Annotated in this window: 19 protein-coding genes; 6 read left to right on the forward strand and 13 right to left on the reverse strand. The window is 69.0% G+C overall.

Going from position 1 to position 16,758, the window contains the following annotated elements:
- Positions 1–27 precede the first annotated feature (27 nt).
- From ACXIZN_RS15280 to ACXIZN_RS15290, 3 genes are all read left to right on the forward strand, one after another.
- Complete coding sequence (locus ACXIZN_RS15280; protein ID WP_457955154.1) at positions 28–681, forward strand: S1 family peptidase; 654 nt, start codon at positions 28–30, stop codon at positions 679–681.
- A gap of 257 nt (positions 682–938) precedes the next feature.
- Positions 939–1,937 carry a LuxR C-terminal-related transcriptional regulator gene (locus tag ACXIZN_RS15285; protein WP_457955156.1) on the forward strand — a complete coding sequence of 333 codons (999 nt, stop codon included), beginning with the start codon at positions 939–941 and terminating at the stop codon, positions 1,935–1,937.
- Between the two features lie 149 nt (positions 1,938–2,086).
- Complete coding sequence (locus tag ACXIZN_RS15290; RefSeq protein WP_457955158.1) at positions 2,087–2,218, forward strand: hypothetical protein; 132 nt, start codon at positions 2,087–2,089, stop codon at positions 2,216–2,218.
- On the opposite strand, the gene ACXIZN_RS15295 is transcribed toward ACXIZN_RS15290, so the two are convergent.
- From ACXIZN_RS15295 to ACXIZN_RS15305, 3 genes are all read right to left on the reverse strand, one after another.
- Positions 2,208–2,438, reverse strand: coding sequence for a hypothetical protein (locus ACXIZN_RS15295; protein ID WP_457955160.1), 231 nt, complete (start codon positions 2,436–2,438; stop codon positions 2,208–2,210). The genes ACXIZN_RS15290 and ACXIZN_RS15295 overlap by 11 nt on opposite strands.
- A 55-nt stretch (positions 2,439–2,493) precedes the next feature.
- Positions 2,494–3,246: a trypsin-like serine protease gene (locus ACXIZN_RS15300; RefSeq protein WP_457955162.1), complete on the reverse strand. Its 753-nt coding sequence runs from the start codon at positions 3,244–3,246 to the stop codon at positions 2,494–2,496.
- 74 nt (positions 3,247–3,320) lie between these two features.
- Positions 3,321–4,289 carry a LysR substrate-binding domain-containing protein gene (locus ACXIZN_RS15305; protein WP_457955164.1) on the reverse strand — a complete coding sequence of 323 codons (969 nt, stop codon included), beginning with the start codon at positions 4,287–4,289 and terminating at the stop codon, positions 3,321–3,323.
- A gap of 93 nt (positions 4,290–4,382) precedes the next feature.
- Between ACXIZN_RS15305 and ACXIZN_RS15310 the strand changes: the two genes are divergently transcribed.
- A complete protein-coding gene (locus ACXIZN_RS15310; RefSeq protein ID WP_457955166.1) occupies positions 4,383–5,345 on the forward strand; it encodes a M64 family metallopeptidase in 963 nt (320 codons plus the stop codon).
- Between the two features lie 6 nt (positions 5,346–5,351).
- Here ACXIZN_RS15310 and ACXIZN_RS15315 read toward each other — a convergent pair whose 3' ends face one another.
- The 5 genes from ACXIZN_RS15315 to ACXIZN_RS15335 form a co-directional block, all read right to left on the reverse strand.
- The gene (locus ACXIZN_RS15315; RefSeq protein WP_457955167.1) at positions 5,352–5,816 is read right to left on the reverse strand and encodes an SRPBCC family protein; all 465 of its coding nucleotides are present in this window, start codon (positions 5,814–5,816) and stop codon (positions 5,352–5,354) included.
- A gap of 59 nt (positions 5,817–5,875) precedes the next feature.
- A complete protein-coding gene (locus ACXIZN_RS15320) occupies positions 5,876–6,760 on the reverse strand; it encodes a helix-turn-helix domain-containing protein (RefSeq protein WP_457955168.1) in 885 nt (294 codons plus the stop codon).
- 10 nt (positions 6,761–6,770) lie between these two features.
- On the reverse strand, positions 6,771–7,826 hold the full coding sequence (locus ACXIZN_RS15325; RefSeq protein WP_457955169.1) for an LLM class flavin-dependent oxidoreductase: 1,056 nt from the start codon (positions 7,824–7,826) through the stop codon (positions 6,771–6,773).
- Between the two features lie 67 nt (positions 7,827–7,893).
- Positions 7,894–8,505 (reverse strand): SecDF P1 head subdomain-containing protein, encoded by a 612-nt coding sequence (locus ACXIZN_RS15330; protein WP_457955170.1) that lies wholly within the window; start codon positions 8,503–8,505, stop codon positions 7,894–7,896.
- Positions 8,506–8,523: 18 nt separating this feature from the next.
- Positions 8,524–9,522: a YbhB/YbcL family Raf kinase inhibitor-like protein gene (locus ACXIZN_RS15335; RefSeq protein ID WP_457955171.1), complete on the reverse strand. Its 999-nt coding sequence runs from the start codon at positions 9,520–9,522 to the stop codon at positions 8,524–8,526.
- A gap of 76 nt (positions 9,523–9,598) precedes the next feature.
- Between ACXIZN_RS15335 and ACXIZN_RS15340 the strand changes: the two genes are divergently transcribed.
- Positions 9,599–10,237 (forward strand): GntR family transcriptional regulator, encoded by a 639-nt coding sequence (locus ACXIZN_RS15340; RefSeq protein WP_457960522.1) that lies wholly within the window; start codon positions 9,599–9,601, stop codon positions 10,235–10,237.
- Positions 10,238–10,269: 32 nt separating this feature from the next.
- Here the strand turns inward: ACXIZN_RS15340 and ACXIZN_RS15345 are convergent, their stop codons facing one another.
- The 4 genes from ACXIZN_RS15345 to ACXIZN_RS15360 all read right to left on the reverse strand — a co-directional run bounded on the left by ACXIZN_RS15345 (position 10,270) and on the right by ACXIZN_RS15360 (position 15,177).
- The gene (locus ACXIZN_RS15345; RefSeq protein WP_457955172.1) at positions 10,270–11,151 is read right to left on the reverse strand and encodes a hypothetical protein; all 882 of its coding nucleotides are present in this window, start codon (positions 11,149–11,151) and stop codon (positions 10,270–10,272) included.
- Between the two features lie 13 nt (positions 11,152–11,164).
- Positions 11,165–12,460: a choice-of-anchor B family protein gene (locus ACXIZN_RS15350; RefSeq protein ID WP_457955173.1), complete on the reverse strand. Its 1,296-nt coding sequence runs from the start codon at positions 12,458–12,460 to the stop codon at positions 11,165–11,167.
- A gap of 84 nt (positions 12,461–12,544) precedes the next feature.
- On the reverse strand, positions 12,545–13,708 hold the full coding sequence (locus tag ACXIZN_RS15355) for an epoxide hydrolase family protein (protein WP_457955174.1): 1,164 nt from the start codon (positions 13,706–13,708) through the stop codon (positions 12,545–12,547).
- 215 nt (positions 13,709–13,923) lie between these two features.
- Positions 13,924–15,177: a DUF222 domain-containing protein gene (locus ACXIZN_RS15360; protein ID WP_457955175.1), complete on the reverse strand. Its 1,254-nt coding sequence runs from the start codon at positions 15,175–15,177 to the stop codon at positions 13,924–13,926.
- Positions 15,178–15,436: 259 nt separating this feature from the next.
- On the opposite strand from ACXIZN_RS15360, the gene ACXIZN_RS15365 reads away from it, so the two are divergent.
- Positions 15,437–16,036 (forward strand): hypothetical protein, encoded by a 600-nt coding sequence (locus ACXIZN_RS15365; RefSeq protein ID WP_457955176.1) that lies wholly within the window; start codon positions 15,437–15,439, stop codon positions 16,034–16,036.
- A 46-nt stretch (positions 16,037–16,082) separates the two neighbouring features.
- Here the strand turns inward: ACXIZN_RS15365 and ACXIZN_RS15370 are convergent, their stop codons facing one another.
- Positions 16,083–16,691 (reverse strand): TetR/AcrR family transcriptional regulator, encoded by a 609-nt coding sequence (locus tag ACXIZN_RS15370; protein WP_457955177.1) that lies wholly within the window; start codon positions 16,689–16,691, stop codon positions 16,083–16,085.
- Positions 16,692–16,758 lie beyond the last annotated feature (67 nt).

Here is a 16,758-nt window from a genome sequence, read left to right on the forward strand (position 1 = left end):
CCCATTCCCCTGCATTGGAAGGCACCCATGCGCATCCGAGGTCTCCTCACCGCTCTGCTGTGCGCCGCAGGGCTCACGACGGTCGCACCCGCCGCCGTCGCGGCCCCCATCATCGACGGCGAATACGCCCGGTCCGGCCCGTGGGCGGCCATGATCGAGCAGAACGGGCAGCAGTGGTGCTCCGGATCGATCATCAGCGCCCGCTGGGTGCTCACGGCCGAGCACTGCGTCGACGAACCCGGCGCCGACTACTCCGTCCGGGTGGGCGACGTCGATCACCGGGCCGGCACGTACGCCGTGGTGACCGCCATCCACACCCCCTCCAGCGGCGCCGACATCGCGCTGCTGAGGCTCGACCGCTCGGTGAGCACGACGTACGCGTCCCTCGGAACTTCCGTCGCCGTCGGCGACACCGAACACGTTTACGGCTGGGGCTACAACGAAGACGGCGACCTGCAGCGTTACCTCAAGGTCGCCAGGATGACGGTGACCAGTGTCGCGAATGGACTGATCAAGGCCCGGCGGGGCGACGGGCTGACCAACGGCGGCGACTCCGGCGGTCCGGTCTTCGTCGGTGGCAAGCAGGTCGGCGTACACATCGCGGGCAACAAGGTGGACACCTCGACGCACACCAGCATCTCGGCGAACCGCACCTGGATCCGCGACACCTCGGGCGTCTAGGTTTCGGCCGGCCGGGGGGGGGGGGGGGGGGGGCCCCCCCCCCCCCCCCCCCCGGGGGCGGGGGGGGGGTGGNGGTCTTCGTCGGTGGCAAGCAGGTCGGCGTACACATCGCGGGCAACAAGGTGGACACCTCGACGCACACCAGCATCTCGGCGAACCGCACCTGGATCCGCGACACCTCGGGCGTCTAGGTTTCGGCCGGCCGGTCCGGGAGCGGCGGCACCGCCGCTCCCGGACCGCTGAGAGGCAGGTGGAAAGTGGCATCGACGGCTTCCCCGGACGGGCTCGGCGCGCAGCTGACCAGGCTGGGCATCGGCGAGACCGCCGCCCGGATCTACCGGCGGATGCTCGAAAACGCCCCCGTCACCGCCGCGGAGCTCGCCTGGCGGGAGGGCGACGCGGAGACCGTCCAGCTCGCGCTGAAGGAACTGGCGGACGCGGGGCTCGCGGTGCCGTCCGGAATGGACGGGTCCGAATACCTCCCCGCGAACCCCAGCGAAGCGCTCACCGCGCTGACCACGCGACGGCAGGCCGAACTGCACGACGCGCGGCTCGCGGTCCAGACCGCGTACCGCGCCTTCCGGCGCGCGCATTCGGGGATGCCGGACGCGCAGGATCTGCTCGAAGTGGTCACCGGTGACGCCATCATCCCCCGGCTCCAGCACCTCGCGACCACGGTGCGGCATCAGGTGCGCCGTCTCGATTCACCGCCCTATTTCACCGGCGGCCGCCGGAATCTCCTGGAGGAGGAGCAACTACGGCGCGGGATCACCTACCGGTGTGTCTACAGTGGAGCGTCGCTCGGCGATCCCGGCTACCTCGCCGCGAACATCCTGCCGTGCCTGCGGGCCGGCGAACAGGCCCGCCTGCTACCCGAGCTCCCGGTGAAACTGACGCTGTTCGACGACCGTGCGGCGACCATCGCGCTGACCATCCGCGAGGCGGATCGCAACCAGTCCATCGTCATCGTGCGTCCCTGCAGCCTTTTCTCGGCACTGGAGGGACTGTTCGAAACCTCCTGGGCGGCCGCCCTCCCGCTGGACCGGCACGGCCGGACGGCCGAGCAGCCGATCCGGCCGGTCGAACGGGAACTGCTGCTCCTGCTCGCCGCCGGGCGCAAGGACGACGAGATCGCCACCGAACTCGGCGTCAGCAGGCGCACCCTCTTCCGCTATCTCGAGAACCTGATGGATCGCGCGGGCGTGTCCAGCCGGTTCCAGCTGGGAGTCTTCGCCGCGCACAACGACTGGTTCTGAGAGCCCCGCATTTCGTCCTCTGGATGCGGTAGTTGGCGATACGAACGACCGCATCCAGAGGACGAAACGCGGGCTCACCCGGACGGGGTCACCCAGGTGGCGGCAAGGACGCCGAGAGCGGATGGTGAAGTGGGAAGGAGGGCGGAATCATGGGAAATCACCGGCACCACACCGGCACCGCGTCGCTCCGGATCGCCACCGCCGGCCTGCGGGTGGTCGCGGTCGTCGTCGCGGTCGCGGCCTGCGCCTGGCTCGCGCTCTGGCTCGCGTTCAGCCTCTGAGTCCCGCCGGTCCCGGCTGGGCATCCGGCGGGCTCTCGGGCTCGGGGATCGGGCGGTCCGGCCCCGGATCGGGGACCCGTTCGGGCACTCCGGGATCCGGGAGCGGCTCCGGCTTGCCCGGGTCCGGCACGGGTTCGGGAATCCCGGGGTCTGGGACGCCGGGGTCCGGCGGCATGGGGTTCGGCGGCGCCGGAGGCGCGGTCATTCGAGTAGTCGTCATCGCACTACCTCCTGCCCACGCCACTACCCGGTCGACCACCGGACGAAACGACCGGTTAGCCCGTTTGGGTGGCGATCCAGTCCGCGATGACGTCGGCGCGCGAGGTCGTCTCGATTCCGGCGTGCGGGCAGTCCGGCCCCGTGGCCTCGATCGAGACCAAGGCGCCGCTCTTGCCTCCCGGGACGAAGTACGGCGCGCCCGAGTCGTACGTGCAGGCACTCGTGGTGATCGAGGGTGCCGCGCCGCGGACGCCGATCGTCGTCGGGGCCACCGTCGCCACCTGCACCGTGCCTTGCTGCATCCGAGTGGCCGGGGCGGGGTTCTTGGCGGTCAGGCTGCCCCAGCCCGCCAGTGTCAGCTGCTGGCCGATCTTCGGGAGGACGCGGTTCACCGTCAGCGGGGTCACCGTCGTCACCGGGGTGTCCAGTTTGATGAGCGCGACGTCGTTTTCCTTCGCCTGCAGCACTTCGGTCGCCTTGCGGGCCACGCCTGATTCGATCGCCTCGTCGACGAGGCCCAACGTCACCAAGGTCGGGTACGGCACCTTGCCCGCGACGCGCTTGCGGTGCGCGTCGTGGAAGCAGTGCCCGGTGGTGACCACCCAGCCGGGCGCGACCAGCGCACCCGTGCAGTAGCTGCTGTAGGTCGAACCGTCCGGGCGCGGGATCTTCGTCATCGCGATCTTCGCGACGAACCCGAACTGCCCCGGTGGGACATCGGTGCCGTGGGCGACGTCCGGCGCGGCGAACGCGGCCGGAGCGGTGGTGATGGTCAGGACAGCAGCGGCCAGCAGGGCGCGCAGACGCAATTTCTTACCCTTCGTCGATGAGCTGATCCGAGGCTAGGACCCCTGCGCGACAAGGGGAATTCCCCGACCAGGTGTCACCCGATGGCACGCCGGGCCGGTTGTTCGCGGCGTTCGAGCCAACGCCGGTAGGGGTGACTGCTTTCGGTGTCGGACCGGTAGGCCGCTTCGGCCGCGGTGATCAAGACCTCGCTGTCCGCGCCGAAGGCTCCTTCCGTGCTCCAGGCGATCAGATACCGCAGCCACAGCGGATCCCCCGCGAGTGGCCGGATCGCGATCCCGGGTGAGGCGGGAAAGGTGACCTGGCACGGGGAAATCGCCCGGCCCGCGGCGATCAGGCGTTGCAGGGGCCGCAACTCGGTGCTCCGGTGCGCCACCTGCGGCCGAAATCCCGCCTGGGCACAGGCTTCCTCGAAGCACTCCGGCCAGCCGGCACCGTCGGACGGCCCGAGCACCCACCGCTCCCCGGCCAGGTCCGCGAGGTCGATCTCGGCGCGGTGCGCGGCCGGATGGTCCGCGGCGATCGCCACGAACACCGGTTGCGTGGCCAGCGGCCGCCACGCCACGCCAGGGGCAGACGGCAGGACGTGCCCGGGGTAGTCGGCGACCACGGCGGCGTCGAGTTGCCCACCGGCCACGAGATCCAGCAACCGCAGGGGCGAGAACTCGGTGGTCACCGAAACCGCTTGTCCCCGGCCGGAATCACCGAGCCGGTCCGCCAGCTCGACGACCATCGAACCGCCGATCCCACCCAGCGCGACAGGACGCTTTTCGCCGTCCGCCAGGAAACGCGCCGCGTCCCGGTGCATCGTGTCCGCCGCGGCGAGGACGGCGCGGGCGCGCATGAGCACGCATTCACCGAACGCCGTCGGGAAGACCCCGTCCCGCCCGCGGACGAACAGGGTTCCCCCGAACGCGCGCTCGATCCGTTGCAGGGCAGCGGTCAACGCGGGCTGAGTGCTCCCGAGCCCGATCGCCGCGCGCGTGATGCTGCCCGCGTCGGCGACGGCGCACACCACTCGCAGGTGACGTAACTCGACGTCCATCACGCGGACCTTATGGCCACTTGGGATGTGCCGGAAGCCGTCGAAAGTCGGGATCGTTTTTCGTACTCCCCTTCCTCCCCGCAAGGAGTACGCATGCGACGCGCCTGCCTCATGGTCGCGCTGACCGCCACCCTCGCCGCCGCGCTCGTTCCCGCGACGGCGTCGGCGGCGCCCGGATTCACGACGTCGATGGAGGCCTTCGAACCAGGAGGGACCATCACCCGGGTGGACGTCACCCGGCCCGCTTCGGACCGGAGCGCCGCACCGCAGCGGATCGCGAGCGCCGCCGCGGTGACCCCGATCGAAACCAACGGCCCGAGCGAGACCACGTTCGACCTGGTCTTCGTCGGTGACGGCTACACGTCGACGCAGCTGGGCACGTACTCGCAGCACGTCCGCAACAGCATCGCGGCGCTGTTCGCCATCGAGCCGTACAAGAGCCACCGCAAGCAGTTCAACCTCTGGCAGGTCGACGTGGTGTCACCGCAGTCCGGTATCACCAACGACCCGACCCAGGGCATCCGGCGCAACACCGCGCTGGGCTCGTACTTCTGGTGCGGCGGCATCGAACGGCTGTTGTGCGTCAACGAAACCAAGGCGAACCAGTACGCCGCGGCCGCGCCGGACGTCGATCAGGTCATCATGCTGGCGAACACGACGAAGTACGGCGGGGCCGGTGGCGGCGTCGCGACCTCTTCGGGCGGCAACATCCAGGCCAGCCAGATCGTCGCCCACGAACTCGGGCACTCCATCGGCGGGCTCGCCGACGAATACGACTACGGCACCTGCGACGCCCGCGAACCCCGCGAGCCCAACGCTTCCGCGCTCACGGCCCAGCAGATGAAGGACCGCCGCGCCAAGTGGTACGCCTGGCTCGGCAAGCCCTCCCCGGACGGCGGCACGGTCGGCGCCTTCGAGGGATCCCGCTACTGCAAGACCGGGATGTACCGCCCCAGCGTGAACTCGCTCATGCGCACCCTCGGGCAGCCCTTCAACCCGCCGAGCACCGAAGCGATGATCGCGGGCTTCCACCGCGAAGCCGCCCATCGGCACTGATCCCCGTCATGGCCTCACGGCCGGGCCGCCGGCGTGCTCGGCGAGCCCGGTCGCCATGTCGCGCATGAAGCGGCGGAGGTACCAGCGGAAGATCCACGCGTTGCCCTTGCCGACGCGATACGTTCCGTGCCAGCGGATCCGGGTCCCGCCGCCGGGTGTTTCGCAGAGATCGACCGAGGCCTGGTAGTCGACCATCACCGGCACATCCACGCCTTCGTAGGAGAACCGTCGTTCGGGGTCGAGCGCGGTGATCCGCTCCTTGGTGACCGTCTTGCCGGTCCGGAAGGCCCGCACCGCGCCGACTCCGTCGCGTCCGTCGGTGGAAAGTCCTTGCGACGCGGCGACTTCCAGGGAACCGACCCGTGACCAGACCGGCCAGCTGCGGGCGTCGAGCAACAGTGCCCACACCGCTGCGGGCGGCGCCGGCGATTCGGCGGTAACGTCGTACGACTGCGTTCCAGAACTACTCACACGTCTCACCCTAGGAAGGGGCGGACGGGCCCACCATGCGCCGGATTGCGGGGCGGCGATCAGGAATTGCGGTACTCCGACGGACGCGATCCGGTGTGTTTCAGGAAAGCGGCCGACAAGGCGCCCGGAGTGGCGAACCCGCATCTGCCCGCGATCCGGGCGACCGGGAGATCGGTGTCGCGCAGCAGCCTTCGCGCTTCCTCGATCCGCAGCCCGCCGAGAAAACGGTGCGGGGTCTGGCCGGTCTTCTCCTTGAAGACCCGGATGAAGTGGTAGACGCTCAAATGCACTTCCCCGGCGATTTCGGCGACGGTGAGCGGTTCGGCCAGGCGGTCGCGCATCATCGCCACCGCGGCACGGACCCGGTGGTCCTCCCGGCCGGCACTCGGTGGCTCCGGCTTCCGCGCGTGGCGGGTGAGCAGGTGCACGGCGAGGAAGGCGGCCGCGGATTCGGCGTAGAGGTCGTCCTCCTCCTTCGCGTTCCCGACCGCACGGACCAGCTCGTCGAGCAGCGGGTCTCCCCCGGCGACGGACGCGGCCATCGCCTCGTGGTCCACCGCGCGGCCACCCCGCCGCGCGGCCACCGACTCCACCGTGGTGCCCGGGATGTGCACCTGCAGGCTTCGCATCGCTTCGTCACCACGGTAACGGCGCTGCAGCGGCATGCCGGGAACCGCGAGTTCGAGCCTCCCCCAGGGGTGGCGGTCCCACCTGCCCGCGCCGCGGGTCTCCATCACCGCCCGCCCCGAAAGCGGCAGGACCAGATGCAGATCCGCGACGCCGGGCAGCCGCATGTCCTCGGCGACGGGAACGTGGTCGAATCGCTGGACGAGCAACGACTTCCAGCCGGAGTCCTCCCAGCTGCAATACGTCCGCCGGACATAGCGGGACATGTCGAAACCGGTGTACGGCTGAAGGTCGAATCGCTCGGAATCGAACACCACGCCTTCGAGGCTAGCCGAGCAGCTCCTTCACGCGCGGGACGACCTGCTCGCCGTAAAGCCGGATCGAGTTCAGGCGCTGCTCGTGCGGAAGCGCGCCGACGCTGTATTTGAGCTGGAATCGCGACAGGCCGAGTGCCCGCACGGCCCACGCGATCTTCCGCGCGACGGTTTCCGGGGAGCCGACGAACAGCGCGCCCCGCGGTCCGGCCATGGCGTCGTAGTCGGCCCTGGACATCGGGCCCCAGCCTCGTTCGGCACCGATCTTGGCGAAAGCGGCCTGGTGATGGGAGAAGTGCTGGGCGACGGCGAGTTCGTCGGTCTCTGCGACGTGGCCGGGGCTGTGCATCGAGATCGGCAGCTCCTGGTGTCCCGCCTCCTTGACCGCGCGCCGGTACAGGTCCGCCAGCGGGGCGAACCGCTCCGGAGACCCGCCGATCACGGCCATCACCAGCGGCAGGCCGTACGCGGCCGCGCGGACGACCGACTGCGGGGTGCCGCCGACGCCGACCCAGGCGGGCAGACTGCCCGATTCGGTGACCGGGAACGCCTGCGCGCCCTCCAGTGCCGGGCGGACGGTTCCGGACCAGTCGACCGGCTTCTCTCCTTGCAGATGCGTGAACAGGTCGAGCTTCTCGGCGAAGAGCGCTTCGTAGTCCTCCAGCGAGTAGCCGAAAAGCGGGAACGACTCGGTGAACGACCCCCGGCCGAGCGTGACCTCGGCGCGTCCCCGGGAAACGGCGTCCAGCGTGGCGAACCGCTCGTACACGCGCACCGGGTCGTCCGAGCTGAGCACCGTGACCGCCGTGCCCAGCCGGATCCGCTCGGTCTGCCCCGCGATCGCGGCCAGTACGACGTCCGGCGAGGACACCGCCATCTCGGCGCGGTGGTGCTCGCCGACACCGAAGTAGTCCACGCCCACCTGGTCGGCGAGGACGCCCTCGGCCACGACCTGGCGGATGGCCTCGGCCTGGCTCACCGGCTGGCCGTCCGCGCCGTTCTCGACGTCGCCGAACGTGTCCAGGCCGAAGGTCGGCCGCTGCGGGGTGCCCAGGATCTCGTAACCCATGTCCAACTCCTCAAGTAGTTGAACGCTCAAACGTCGGATCCGGTGATCGTATTCCGGGGTGGGCGGGTCAGGCGCCGGCGATGTCCCGCGCCAGCTGACGGGCGTCGTCCATGGTGAACTTTCCGGTGATCTGGGTTTCCCCGCCGGTGATGGCGGACTGGATCATCGGCGCGGTCAGCACCCGGCTCTTCAGCACCATCGCGACCTGCTTGCCGACGTTGCCCGCGGTCCAATCGGCCCACGTCCGCGCGCCCGCGTCGGTGAAGCTGAGCCCGACGAGCGGACCACCCGACTGCGAATCGAGCCGGGCGTTCGCGCGGCTGAGGTCGGCCCCGGTGAGGAAGGCCGGCCCCAGCAGGTACTTGGTGCCCTGCACCCGGTCACAGCTGACCAGCGGAAGCGCCGGATCGTCACGGCCGTCCATCGGGTCGGGTCCCGCCGAGCAGTCCAGTGCCGCCGCGGCGGCCTGCTGTTCGGCGGGATCGGTGCTCTGCCGATCGGTCGCCGCGCCGGTCGCCGGGCCAGGCGGGAACTCCGTCAGGACCGGGCGGAACCGCAGCCGCGACCCGTCCTTGATCGCGAAACTGTCGCCTTCGGGCTCGGCTTGACCGGAAACCCCGCCCTGACATCCGGTGACACCGAGCAGGACGAGGGTGACCGCTACGAGGATGTTCCGCACGGAGGCATTCTGCCGTGTTCAGCGCCCGCGCGTGGGCGAAACGGCTCGACGCCGCACGGTCCGCTCGAGAATCCCGAGCGTGGCCTTGAGCGCGGACTCGGGGACCACGGGGAAGGTGATGCGCTCCTTCCATTCCTCGCCGACCTCCGACCAGTCGTAATAGGACGTCACGAGCGTGCCGCCCGCCGCGGGCTCCAGCCGGTAGCCGTAGATGTGCCGGGCATGCGGGCGGACCCGGCCCTCGACGGTCCAGGCGATCTCCTCGTCCGGGACGAGGGTGGTGATGACGACCTCGACGTCGTACTTGCCCAAGGGCACGTCCCCGAGTGCTTCCCGGTCCATATGCACCACGAACCGGTCGCCCGCCCGCTCGACCGGATCCCCTTCCGCGTCGAGGAGCATTCCCGACGCGTCGATGTCGACATGGCCCTTCGGGTCGCTCAAGACCGCGAAGACGTCCTCGGCGGGAGCCGGGATGAGCCGGGAGACCTCGATCCGTTCGGGACCGGGGGTTTCCGCCGTGGCGACCAGGACCGCGCGACCGAGTACATGCTGGGCGACGGTGAAGCCGAGGAACGCGGGCGTGCAGTCGGCCGGGACGCCTAGCGACTCGACGTCGAGGGCGTGAACCACGACGAAGTAGCGGTGTACGCCGTGCCCGGCAGGCGGCGCGGCCCCGAGGAAACGGGCCAGACGGGCGTCGTTCGGCACCTGGAAGGCACCTTCGGGAAGCCCGGAGCCGGTGTCGTCGCCGGCGCCTTCGGGCAACTCCGTGACGGCGGCGGGGATGTCCGCGACCGCCCAGTGCCAGAAACCGGAACCGGTCGGGGCGTCGGGGTCGTAGACGGTGACGGCGTAACTCTTGGTGCCGAGCGGCGCGCCGCTCCAGCTCAGCTGGGGCGAGACGTCCTTTCCGGCCCATTGTTCAGGCGCCCAGGCGGCGCCGTCGGCAACGGAAGTACTGGTGACGGCGAAGGAGGCCACCTCGGGCAGCCGGACGAAGGGATCGTTGGTCATGAATCGACCATAACATAGATAATCGATTATCTTGTGGTTCGTCTATGCTCCGTGGATGGCTTCACCGGACAAGCAGATGCTCTCCGAGCAGGTGTACACGCGCCTGCGGGACGCGATCATGCGCGGCGACCACGCCCCCGGCGCCCCGCTCAAACCGCAGGACCTCGCCAAGGAACACGGAGTGAGCCTGGCGGTCGTCCGCGAGGCTCTCGTTCGCGTGGTCGGCGACGGCCTCGCCGACCGGCTCCCCAACCGCGGTTTCGCCGTCCCGGCCTTCTCCGACCGCCGCTGGCAGGAGATAACGGAGGCCCGCCGGACCATCGAACCGCTCGTGCTGCGCCTTTCCATCGAGCGCGGCGACCTCGACTGGGAGGCCCGGGTTCGCGCCGCGCACCACCGGCTGAGCCGCACCTCGCCGTTCGTGCCCGAAGAAGGCGAATACATCAGCGGCGCCTGGTCGGAAGCCCATCGCGTCTTCCACCGGACCCTGCTCGACGGCTGCGGAAACCCGATCCTGCTGGAGACCTTCGACCGGATGTGGACCGCGAGTGAACTGGCTCGCCGCTGGGCGGCGCACCGCTCCCCCGGCCGCGATCACCTCGCCGAACATCGCCTGCTGGAGGAAACGGCGCTGGCCCGCGACGCCGACGCGGCGGCCGAGGCGCTGACCCGGCATCTGACCCTGACCGCGGCCGCGCTGTCCGAGGAGTCGTAAGCCGGACCGGCATCGGGTGTCGTCGATCGACGTCAGCCCACCGCGACCGTGATGGCGGCCGTGTGCACCCGCCCGCCGTGGGAGAACTCGAGGAACAGCCGATACTCCCCGCGTTCCGAAAACAGCGAGTGGAAGGTCAGCTCGCCGTCGGCGAGCGCCGCGCCGGGCGGCTGCACCGGATGCAGATGCGTGGCCGACAACAGCATGGTGTGGAATCCGGTCATATGGCCGTTGGCACCCAGGTGCGGGTCGACCGCGGTGACGAGCGCGCCGTCGGGGCCGCGGACGGCGAAGCGGAGGACCTGCGCCCGCATCGCCGGGATCAGTGCCTCCCCTGCCACTAGCGCCACGCGGTAACCCGTGGCCGTCACGGTGTCGGCCGCCGGAGCGGGCACCGGCACGAAGGTGGTGTCACCCGGCACGGTGAACGGGACACCGAGCACCACCGGATGCTTCGGATCCTTGGTGTCGAGCGGCACGAACTCGGCGAACATCCGGTAGGCGCCGCCGTCGGTCAGTGCGAGGCTCGTGTGCCAGGTGTCGCCGTCCAGTGTCGGGTGCACGTGCTGGAAGACGTTCATGTCGTCGCGTACGGCGAAGAAGTGCAGCTGTTTGGTCTGGTTGTCCAAAAAGCGGGTGACCGGACGCCCGTCGGGCCCGAGGATCCGGAACGCGACCGGCACCTCCGGCCCCCGGACGGCCGGCGTGGTCACCCGCTCGAACCGGTACCCGCTTTCCGCCTCGGACAGCCCGTCGCTGTGCGCGGCGGGAAGCAGATCCGCCGTCACGACGGGCTGCTGGTGAGCGGAGTGCGCGGAACCGCGTTCCGGCCGGAGAGCGACGAACACCGCGGCCACGCCGATCACCAGTGCCAGCGCGAGGAACAACCAATCCGTGAACCGCGGCTTGCGCACGCCTGCCCTCCGGTCACTTGCCGCCGAGGTTCGGCTTCACCACGACCAGGCCCTGTTCGATGCCGTTGACGATGACGATGCCGCTGGAGAAGTACGGGTAGTTGCTCCACGCGCCGTTGAAGTTCGCCGCGTTGCCCGCCGGGTAGATGTCGAAGTAGCCGACCTCGGACAACCGCGCCGAAGCGACGCCGCTGACGTCCAGGATGCGCAGACCGGCCTGATAGTTCGCCTGGTAGGAGTACTGGCCCCTGATGTACTGGTTGTGGTCGATCGCGGTGGCGGGCGAACTGTAGACGCCGGTGTGCACGGGGGCGGACAGCTTCGCCAGGTCCCAGACGTAGGTCTTGGTGCGCTTGTCGGTGCCGCGCGACTCGTCCAGTTCGTCGTCGAGCAGGAAGTAGCGCTGGTCGCCGGTCAGCCAGCCCTGGTGCGAGTACTGCGCGCCCGAGTAGCCTTTACGCGAGATCTGGACCGGCCTGGCCTTGTCGGTGACGTCGACGATGGTGAGCGTGTCCTCGTTGGCGTTGAAGCAGATCTCCCGGCCGCTGTACGCCGTGTCCGGCCCGCGGTAGACGACGCACTGCGTGTCGTGGGTGTAGCCGTCCTGCGACACGCAGCCCGCCTTGGCCGGCGCCTTCGGGTTCTGGATGTTGACGATATGCGGTCCGCCGCTGCACGTGTTGGAGCCGATCGCGTAGGCGAATCCGGTCTCCTCGTTGACGGCGATGTTGTGCGCGGGACCGAATTCCCGGTACAGCGCGTCGGCGGTGAAGGTCTGTGGTGTGGTGACGGTGCGCAGCCTGGTCAGGTCGAACACCTGCATCCCGTGCCCGGTGATGAAGTCGGCCACGATGAACGCGTGGTTCTTGTACACCTTCATGTCCCGCCACGAGCTGCTGCCGCCGTTGGAGGGCAGGTTGCCGAGGAACCTGGGCGAGGTCGGGACGCTCAGGTCGACGAACGCGGTGCCGTTGGTCCGTCCGACGATCGCGTATTCCTTGCCGGACGACGGGTCGGTCCAGCCCCAGATGTCGTTGCCGTTCCCGCCGCCGAGGCCGGACAACGGAAGCACGCTGAGCAGGTCGACGTTCTTGCACGGGTACTTGTCGGCCATGCCGTTGACGCACGGCACACCCGCCGCCGTGCCGGTGACGGCGTGCCGTTCCGCCGGAACATGGTCGGCGAGGAAGGTCCGGGCCGCGGCCTGTCCCTCCGCCGTCTCGGGATCGTGCGCGGACGCCGCCGTCATCGAAAACACCAACGCGGAGGCCGTCAGGACGGCCAACCCCATCATGCGCACGAGTTTCATGGAGGTGCTCCTCACCGGGTTTCGGTCGGCCTCCGACGTTAAGAGCACCCGCTCCCGGTGTATCCCCCCGAACGTCGGGGGTTTTTAACCGTTTACCGGCAGATCCCGAAATGCTTCCCTGATTTCGGTCACCAGCAGCTCCGGCTGCTCCAGTCCCGGGAAGTGCCCGCCGCGGTCGAGTTCGGTCCACCGGTGCATGTTCCGGTAGCGGCGCTCCGCCCAGCGTCGCGCGGTCGGCCACGGGTCGGCGGGGAAGATCGAGACGGCGGTGGGCACGGTCACCGGCCGCGCGTTCTCCTGCTCCGCGCCGCGCGGCACCCACCGCATCGCCTCCCAGTACCAGCGAGCACTCGAAGCGCCGGTGCCGGTCAGCCAGTACAACGCGATGTTGTCGACCTGCTCCGCCAAACTCACCCCGCCGCCGTACTCCGGCCGGGCGTCGGCATAGGCGGCGAACTTCTCACCGAGCCAGGCGGCGAGCCCCGACGGCGAATCGAGCAGGGAGTAGCCGAGCGTCTGCGGTCGCGTGCCCATGAGCATCCCGAAGCCGTATCCGTCGGACAGGTGCCGATCACGCCGGTCCAGCATGCGACGTTCGGTCTCCCCCGGCGCCACCCGGTCCTCCGGCAACGGCGACGCCGAAGGCATCGTCAGGTGCAGGCCCACGACCCGCTCGGGAACCTGGCACGCCAGTTCCGTGCTGACGACGGCACCCCAATCCCCGCCGTGGGCCCCGAACCGCCGATAGCCGAGCGCGGTCATCAGGCCTGCCCACGCCTTGGCGGTCCGGCCCGGATGCCAGCCGCGATCGCTGGGTCGTTCGCTGAAACCGAACCCCGGCAACGAAGGCACGACCACGTCGAAGGCGTCGCTCGCGGAACCGCCGTGGGCCACCGGATCGCTGAGCGGCCTGATCACCTTCTCGAATTCAAGGATCGAACCCGGCCAACCGTGGGTCAGGATCAGCGGGAGCGCCGTGCGCTCGGGCGAGCGGACGTGCCAGAACCCGATGTCCAGCCCGTCGATCCGCGTGCGGTAGTGGGGAATGGTGTTCCACCGGATCTCCCTCGCCCGCCAGTCGTGTCCCCGCCATTCCTGGAGCAACGCCGTCAACCTGGCAAGTTCGATCCCCTGGATGGCGTCGGGAACCGTCTCCGCTTCGGGAAGGCGTACCCGGGCCAGGCGAGCGTGGAGATCGGCCAGCTCGCGATCGGGAACATGGATGCTGAAGGGTTCGATATCGGGCACAGCGCCGAAACTACGGGCGGTTCACGAGGTTTCCCATGCTCGGAATTGACGTTGGCCGGTCGAGGATTGCGCAGTTTCCGCACGCCGCGTGTCGTCCATCTCCGCACGTGTGCCGTCCATCCAGTCACGTGAACCCGCCCCACGGGACCGGGCCGCTGACGGCTGAACGCATGCCGAAGGGCCCGTCACCTGGGTGGCTGGCGGGCTCCTCGGGTTCAGCGGTGGTGCAGGGTGTTGCGGCGAGGTTGTCGGAGCGGATCTCGATACTGAGGCGGAATGAACTCCGGTAATCCGTCGGCGGCCATGCGGACTTCCCAGTCGCCGTGGTGAATCAACCGGTGATGAAACCCGCACAGCAGCACGAGATTGCGGAGGTCGGTGGGTCCGTCGTCTGCCCAGTGGATGATGTGGTGGGCGTGGCAGTTCTTCGGTTTCCGATGACAGCCGGGGAACGCGCAGCCGCCGTCGCGGATGTTCAACGCGCGTCTTTGCCCTGGGGTGACGAACCTTCTGAGCCGTCCCACATCCAAGGGTTCTCCGGCGGCGCTCATCACCACGGGCAGCATGAGGCAGTCGCAGGCGGCCAGCCGGGCTTCCCGCGCGGTCATCGTCCCGATGAAATCGAGGCAGGCGGTCCCGAGGCCGGATTTCAGCTCGTCGAGTCCGATGGTGACATGGACGAGGGTGCGGTAGCCGCTGGTTCCGGGCTGGTCCGGGCACGCGATCGCGAGGTCGAGGAGTTCGGCCCACGCGTCGCCCAGGCGCTCGCACTTCATCCGCAGATCCGCCTGTCCGAACTCGTCCACCGGCCGCGGCTGGGCATACCCCTCCAGCGCGGCCGCCGTCCGGGCACCCGTCTCGTCATCAAGCAGCCCGGTCAACTTCCAGAACCCGTCCCGACGCCGCTCCAGAGTGATCTCCCGGCGTGGTTCCTTGGGCTCGGGGTCTTGGGGTTCGCTGCCGTCAGGATCCAGCCACCCCAGCAGGTTCGCCTCAGCCTTGACGAGCTGCTGCGGACCGGCATTCGGGGCCAACTCGGCGAGGATCTTCTCCTCGACCGCCCGATCCTCAACCGAGGTATCGGCAGGCAACCTCTTCAAGATCTCCAGAATCTGATCGATCCGTTCATCCCCGACCAACCCCTCCGCCGCCACCGCGGCCGTCTCGGGTGCCACGGCCGGGGCTTCGGTGCCATCCAGGTTCCGCGTCGGGTTCAAAGCGACCGCCCGCTTCACCACCGCACCCGCCTCGGCCCGCGACAACCCCGCCAACTCCGCGAACCAGCTCGCCGTACTGCCATGCCCGAACAAATCCTTCGCGCCCCGAGACTCGACCTCCGCCAGAAACCGCCCCAAACCCGCGGTGGCCATCCGAATCACCCGCAACGACTGCTGCACACCATGCGCAAGCTCCAGCCTGCCGGCACGCCACAACTCCTGCGGCAACTCAGGAAGGAAAGTCTCGGACACCCCTCCATAATACCGAAAACCATCGAACAGATGTTCGTAATTTTAAGCAACAATGAGCAGGCACATTTAACACCGAAGAGTGAAACGGGGTCATAAGACCCTGGCCGCCGATCACAAACCACTAGCCATGCAGCCGAGTAAGCGCTTACTCTGAAGCGATGTCGATCACCGGAACTCAGGGAATATCCCCGATGCGCCGGGCAAGAACCGAAGCGACAGTGGACCCGGACTTGACCCGACAAAAGGAGAACAGCACGCAGTGACTTCACCGGCAGCACAACTCGAATCAGCACTAGCCACCACCATCGCGGAGAAGACGGCACGCGGCTCGACAGATGCCCTACCTCCCCCTCGGGGATGGCATCCCGGCGCCAGGATCGGGGCCACCGCCGAACAAGGGGCGCTCATCGCCTACAACGACGACGGATCCGCCGGCATCTGCGTTCTCGAGAACGGCCGCGGCACGTGGCTGAACCTGCAGCCCCAAGACCAAAACCAAAACCGCCGTCCGTATTCGGTATGGCACTGGATGCCCGCCTACAACGGCCGCCCCGCCTGGCTGCTGGGCGCGCTCACCCGTGAAGCGACCCGATTGGAACTGGTCGGCAACGACGGCACGGTGGCCGAAGCCGACATCGTCGACGGCACCTTCGCGGCGGAAATAGCCGTGGACATGGTCAGCCTTCGCGACGCGAAAGGAAGGCTGGAAGGCCACGAACCCGGCTCCGACGAAGGGCGCGCGGAGTTCGAGCGCCTGATGACGGACTCGCGAACGGAAATGACCCAGCTCAAGGTCCGGGTCTACGACGGCACCGGAGCACTGCTTTACGACGGCGCGGCGATCGACGCCACCGATTAGGCGAATCCGTTCGATGGGCCCGCGCCCAGGGGGCCCGTCGAGCGGATTAGGAGACCAGCCGCCTGAGTAACGACCCGGCGTCCTCGGCGAGTCCGTTCCCCTCGCCGGCGAGATGGTGGAGCAGCGCCTGCTGGAACAGGCCGTCGAAGGCGGCGTAAGCAACCTGCCTTGTCACGACAGGCGCCGCGTCGGCGAGTTCGGCATAGCGCTCCACGACGCGCCAGATCATCGCCTGCCGCTGGGTGTCGATCTCCAGCACGTCGGCGCGGAACGCGGCCTCGAAAAGGCTCTGGTTCCGCAGGTCGTACCACAGCCGGTGCATCTCGGCGTCCGCCAGCAGCGTCTCCGCCATTGCAGCACCGAAGCCCCATTCGAGTTCTTCGGCCGACTTCGCCATGGCCACGGCCTCGTCGTAGCGGGTCACGCACACTTCTTCGAACTTCCGGACCGCGTAGGTCAGCAGCTCCACCTTGTCGGTGAAGTAGTAGTGCAGCACGCCGTGCGAGAAGTTCGACTTCTGCGCGATCTCCCGCAGGCTCGTCCTCGCGTACCCCAGCTCGGACAACGCCTGCAGCGCGGACTCCGCCAGTTCCGCCCGCCGCTGGGCGAACTTGTCGACACTCCGGCGTGCGATCCGCTCGCTCGTCTCGGTCACCACGAGTTCCTGTCCGGTCCGGGACCCCGCGCCTGCCGCGGGTCCCACAGTCTAGCGTCGCCGAATT

The sequence above is a fragment of the Amycolatopsis sp. TRM77291 genome (assembly GCF_054166285.1).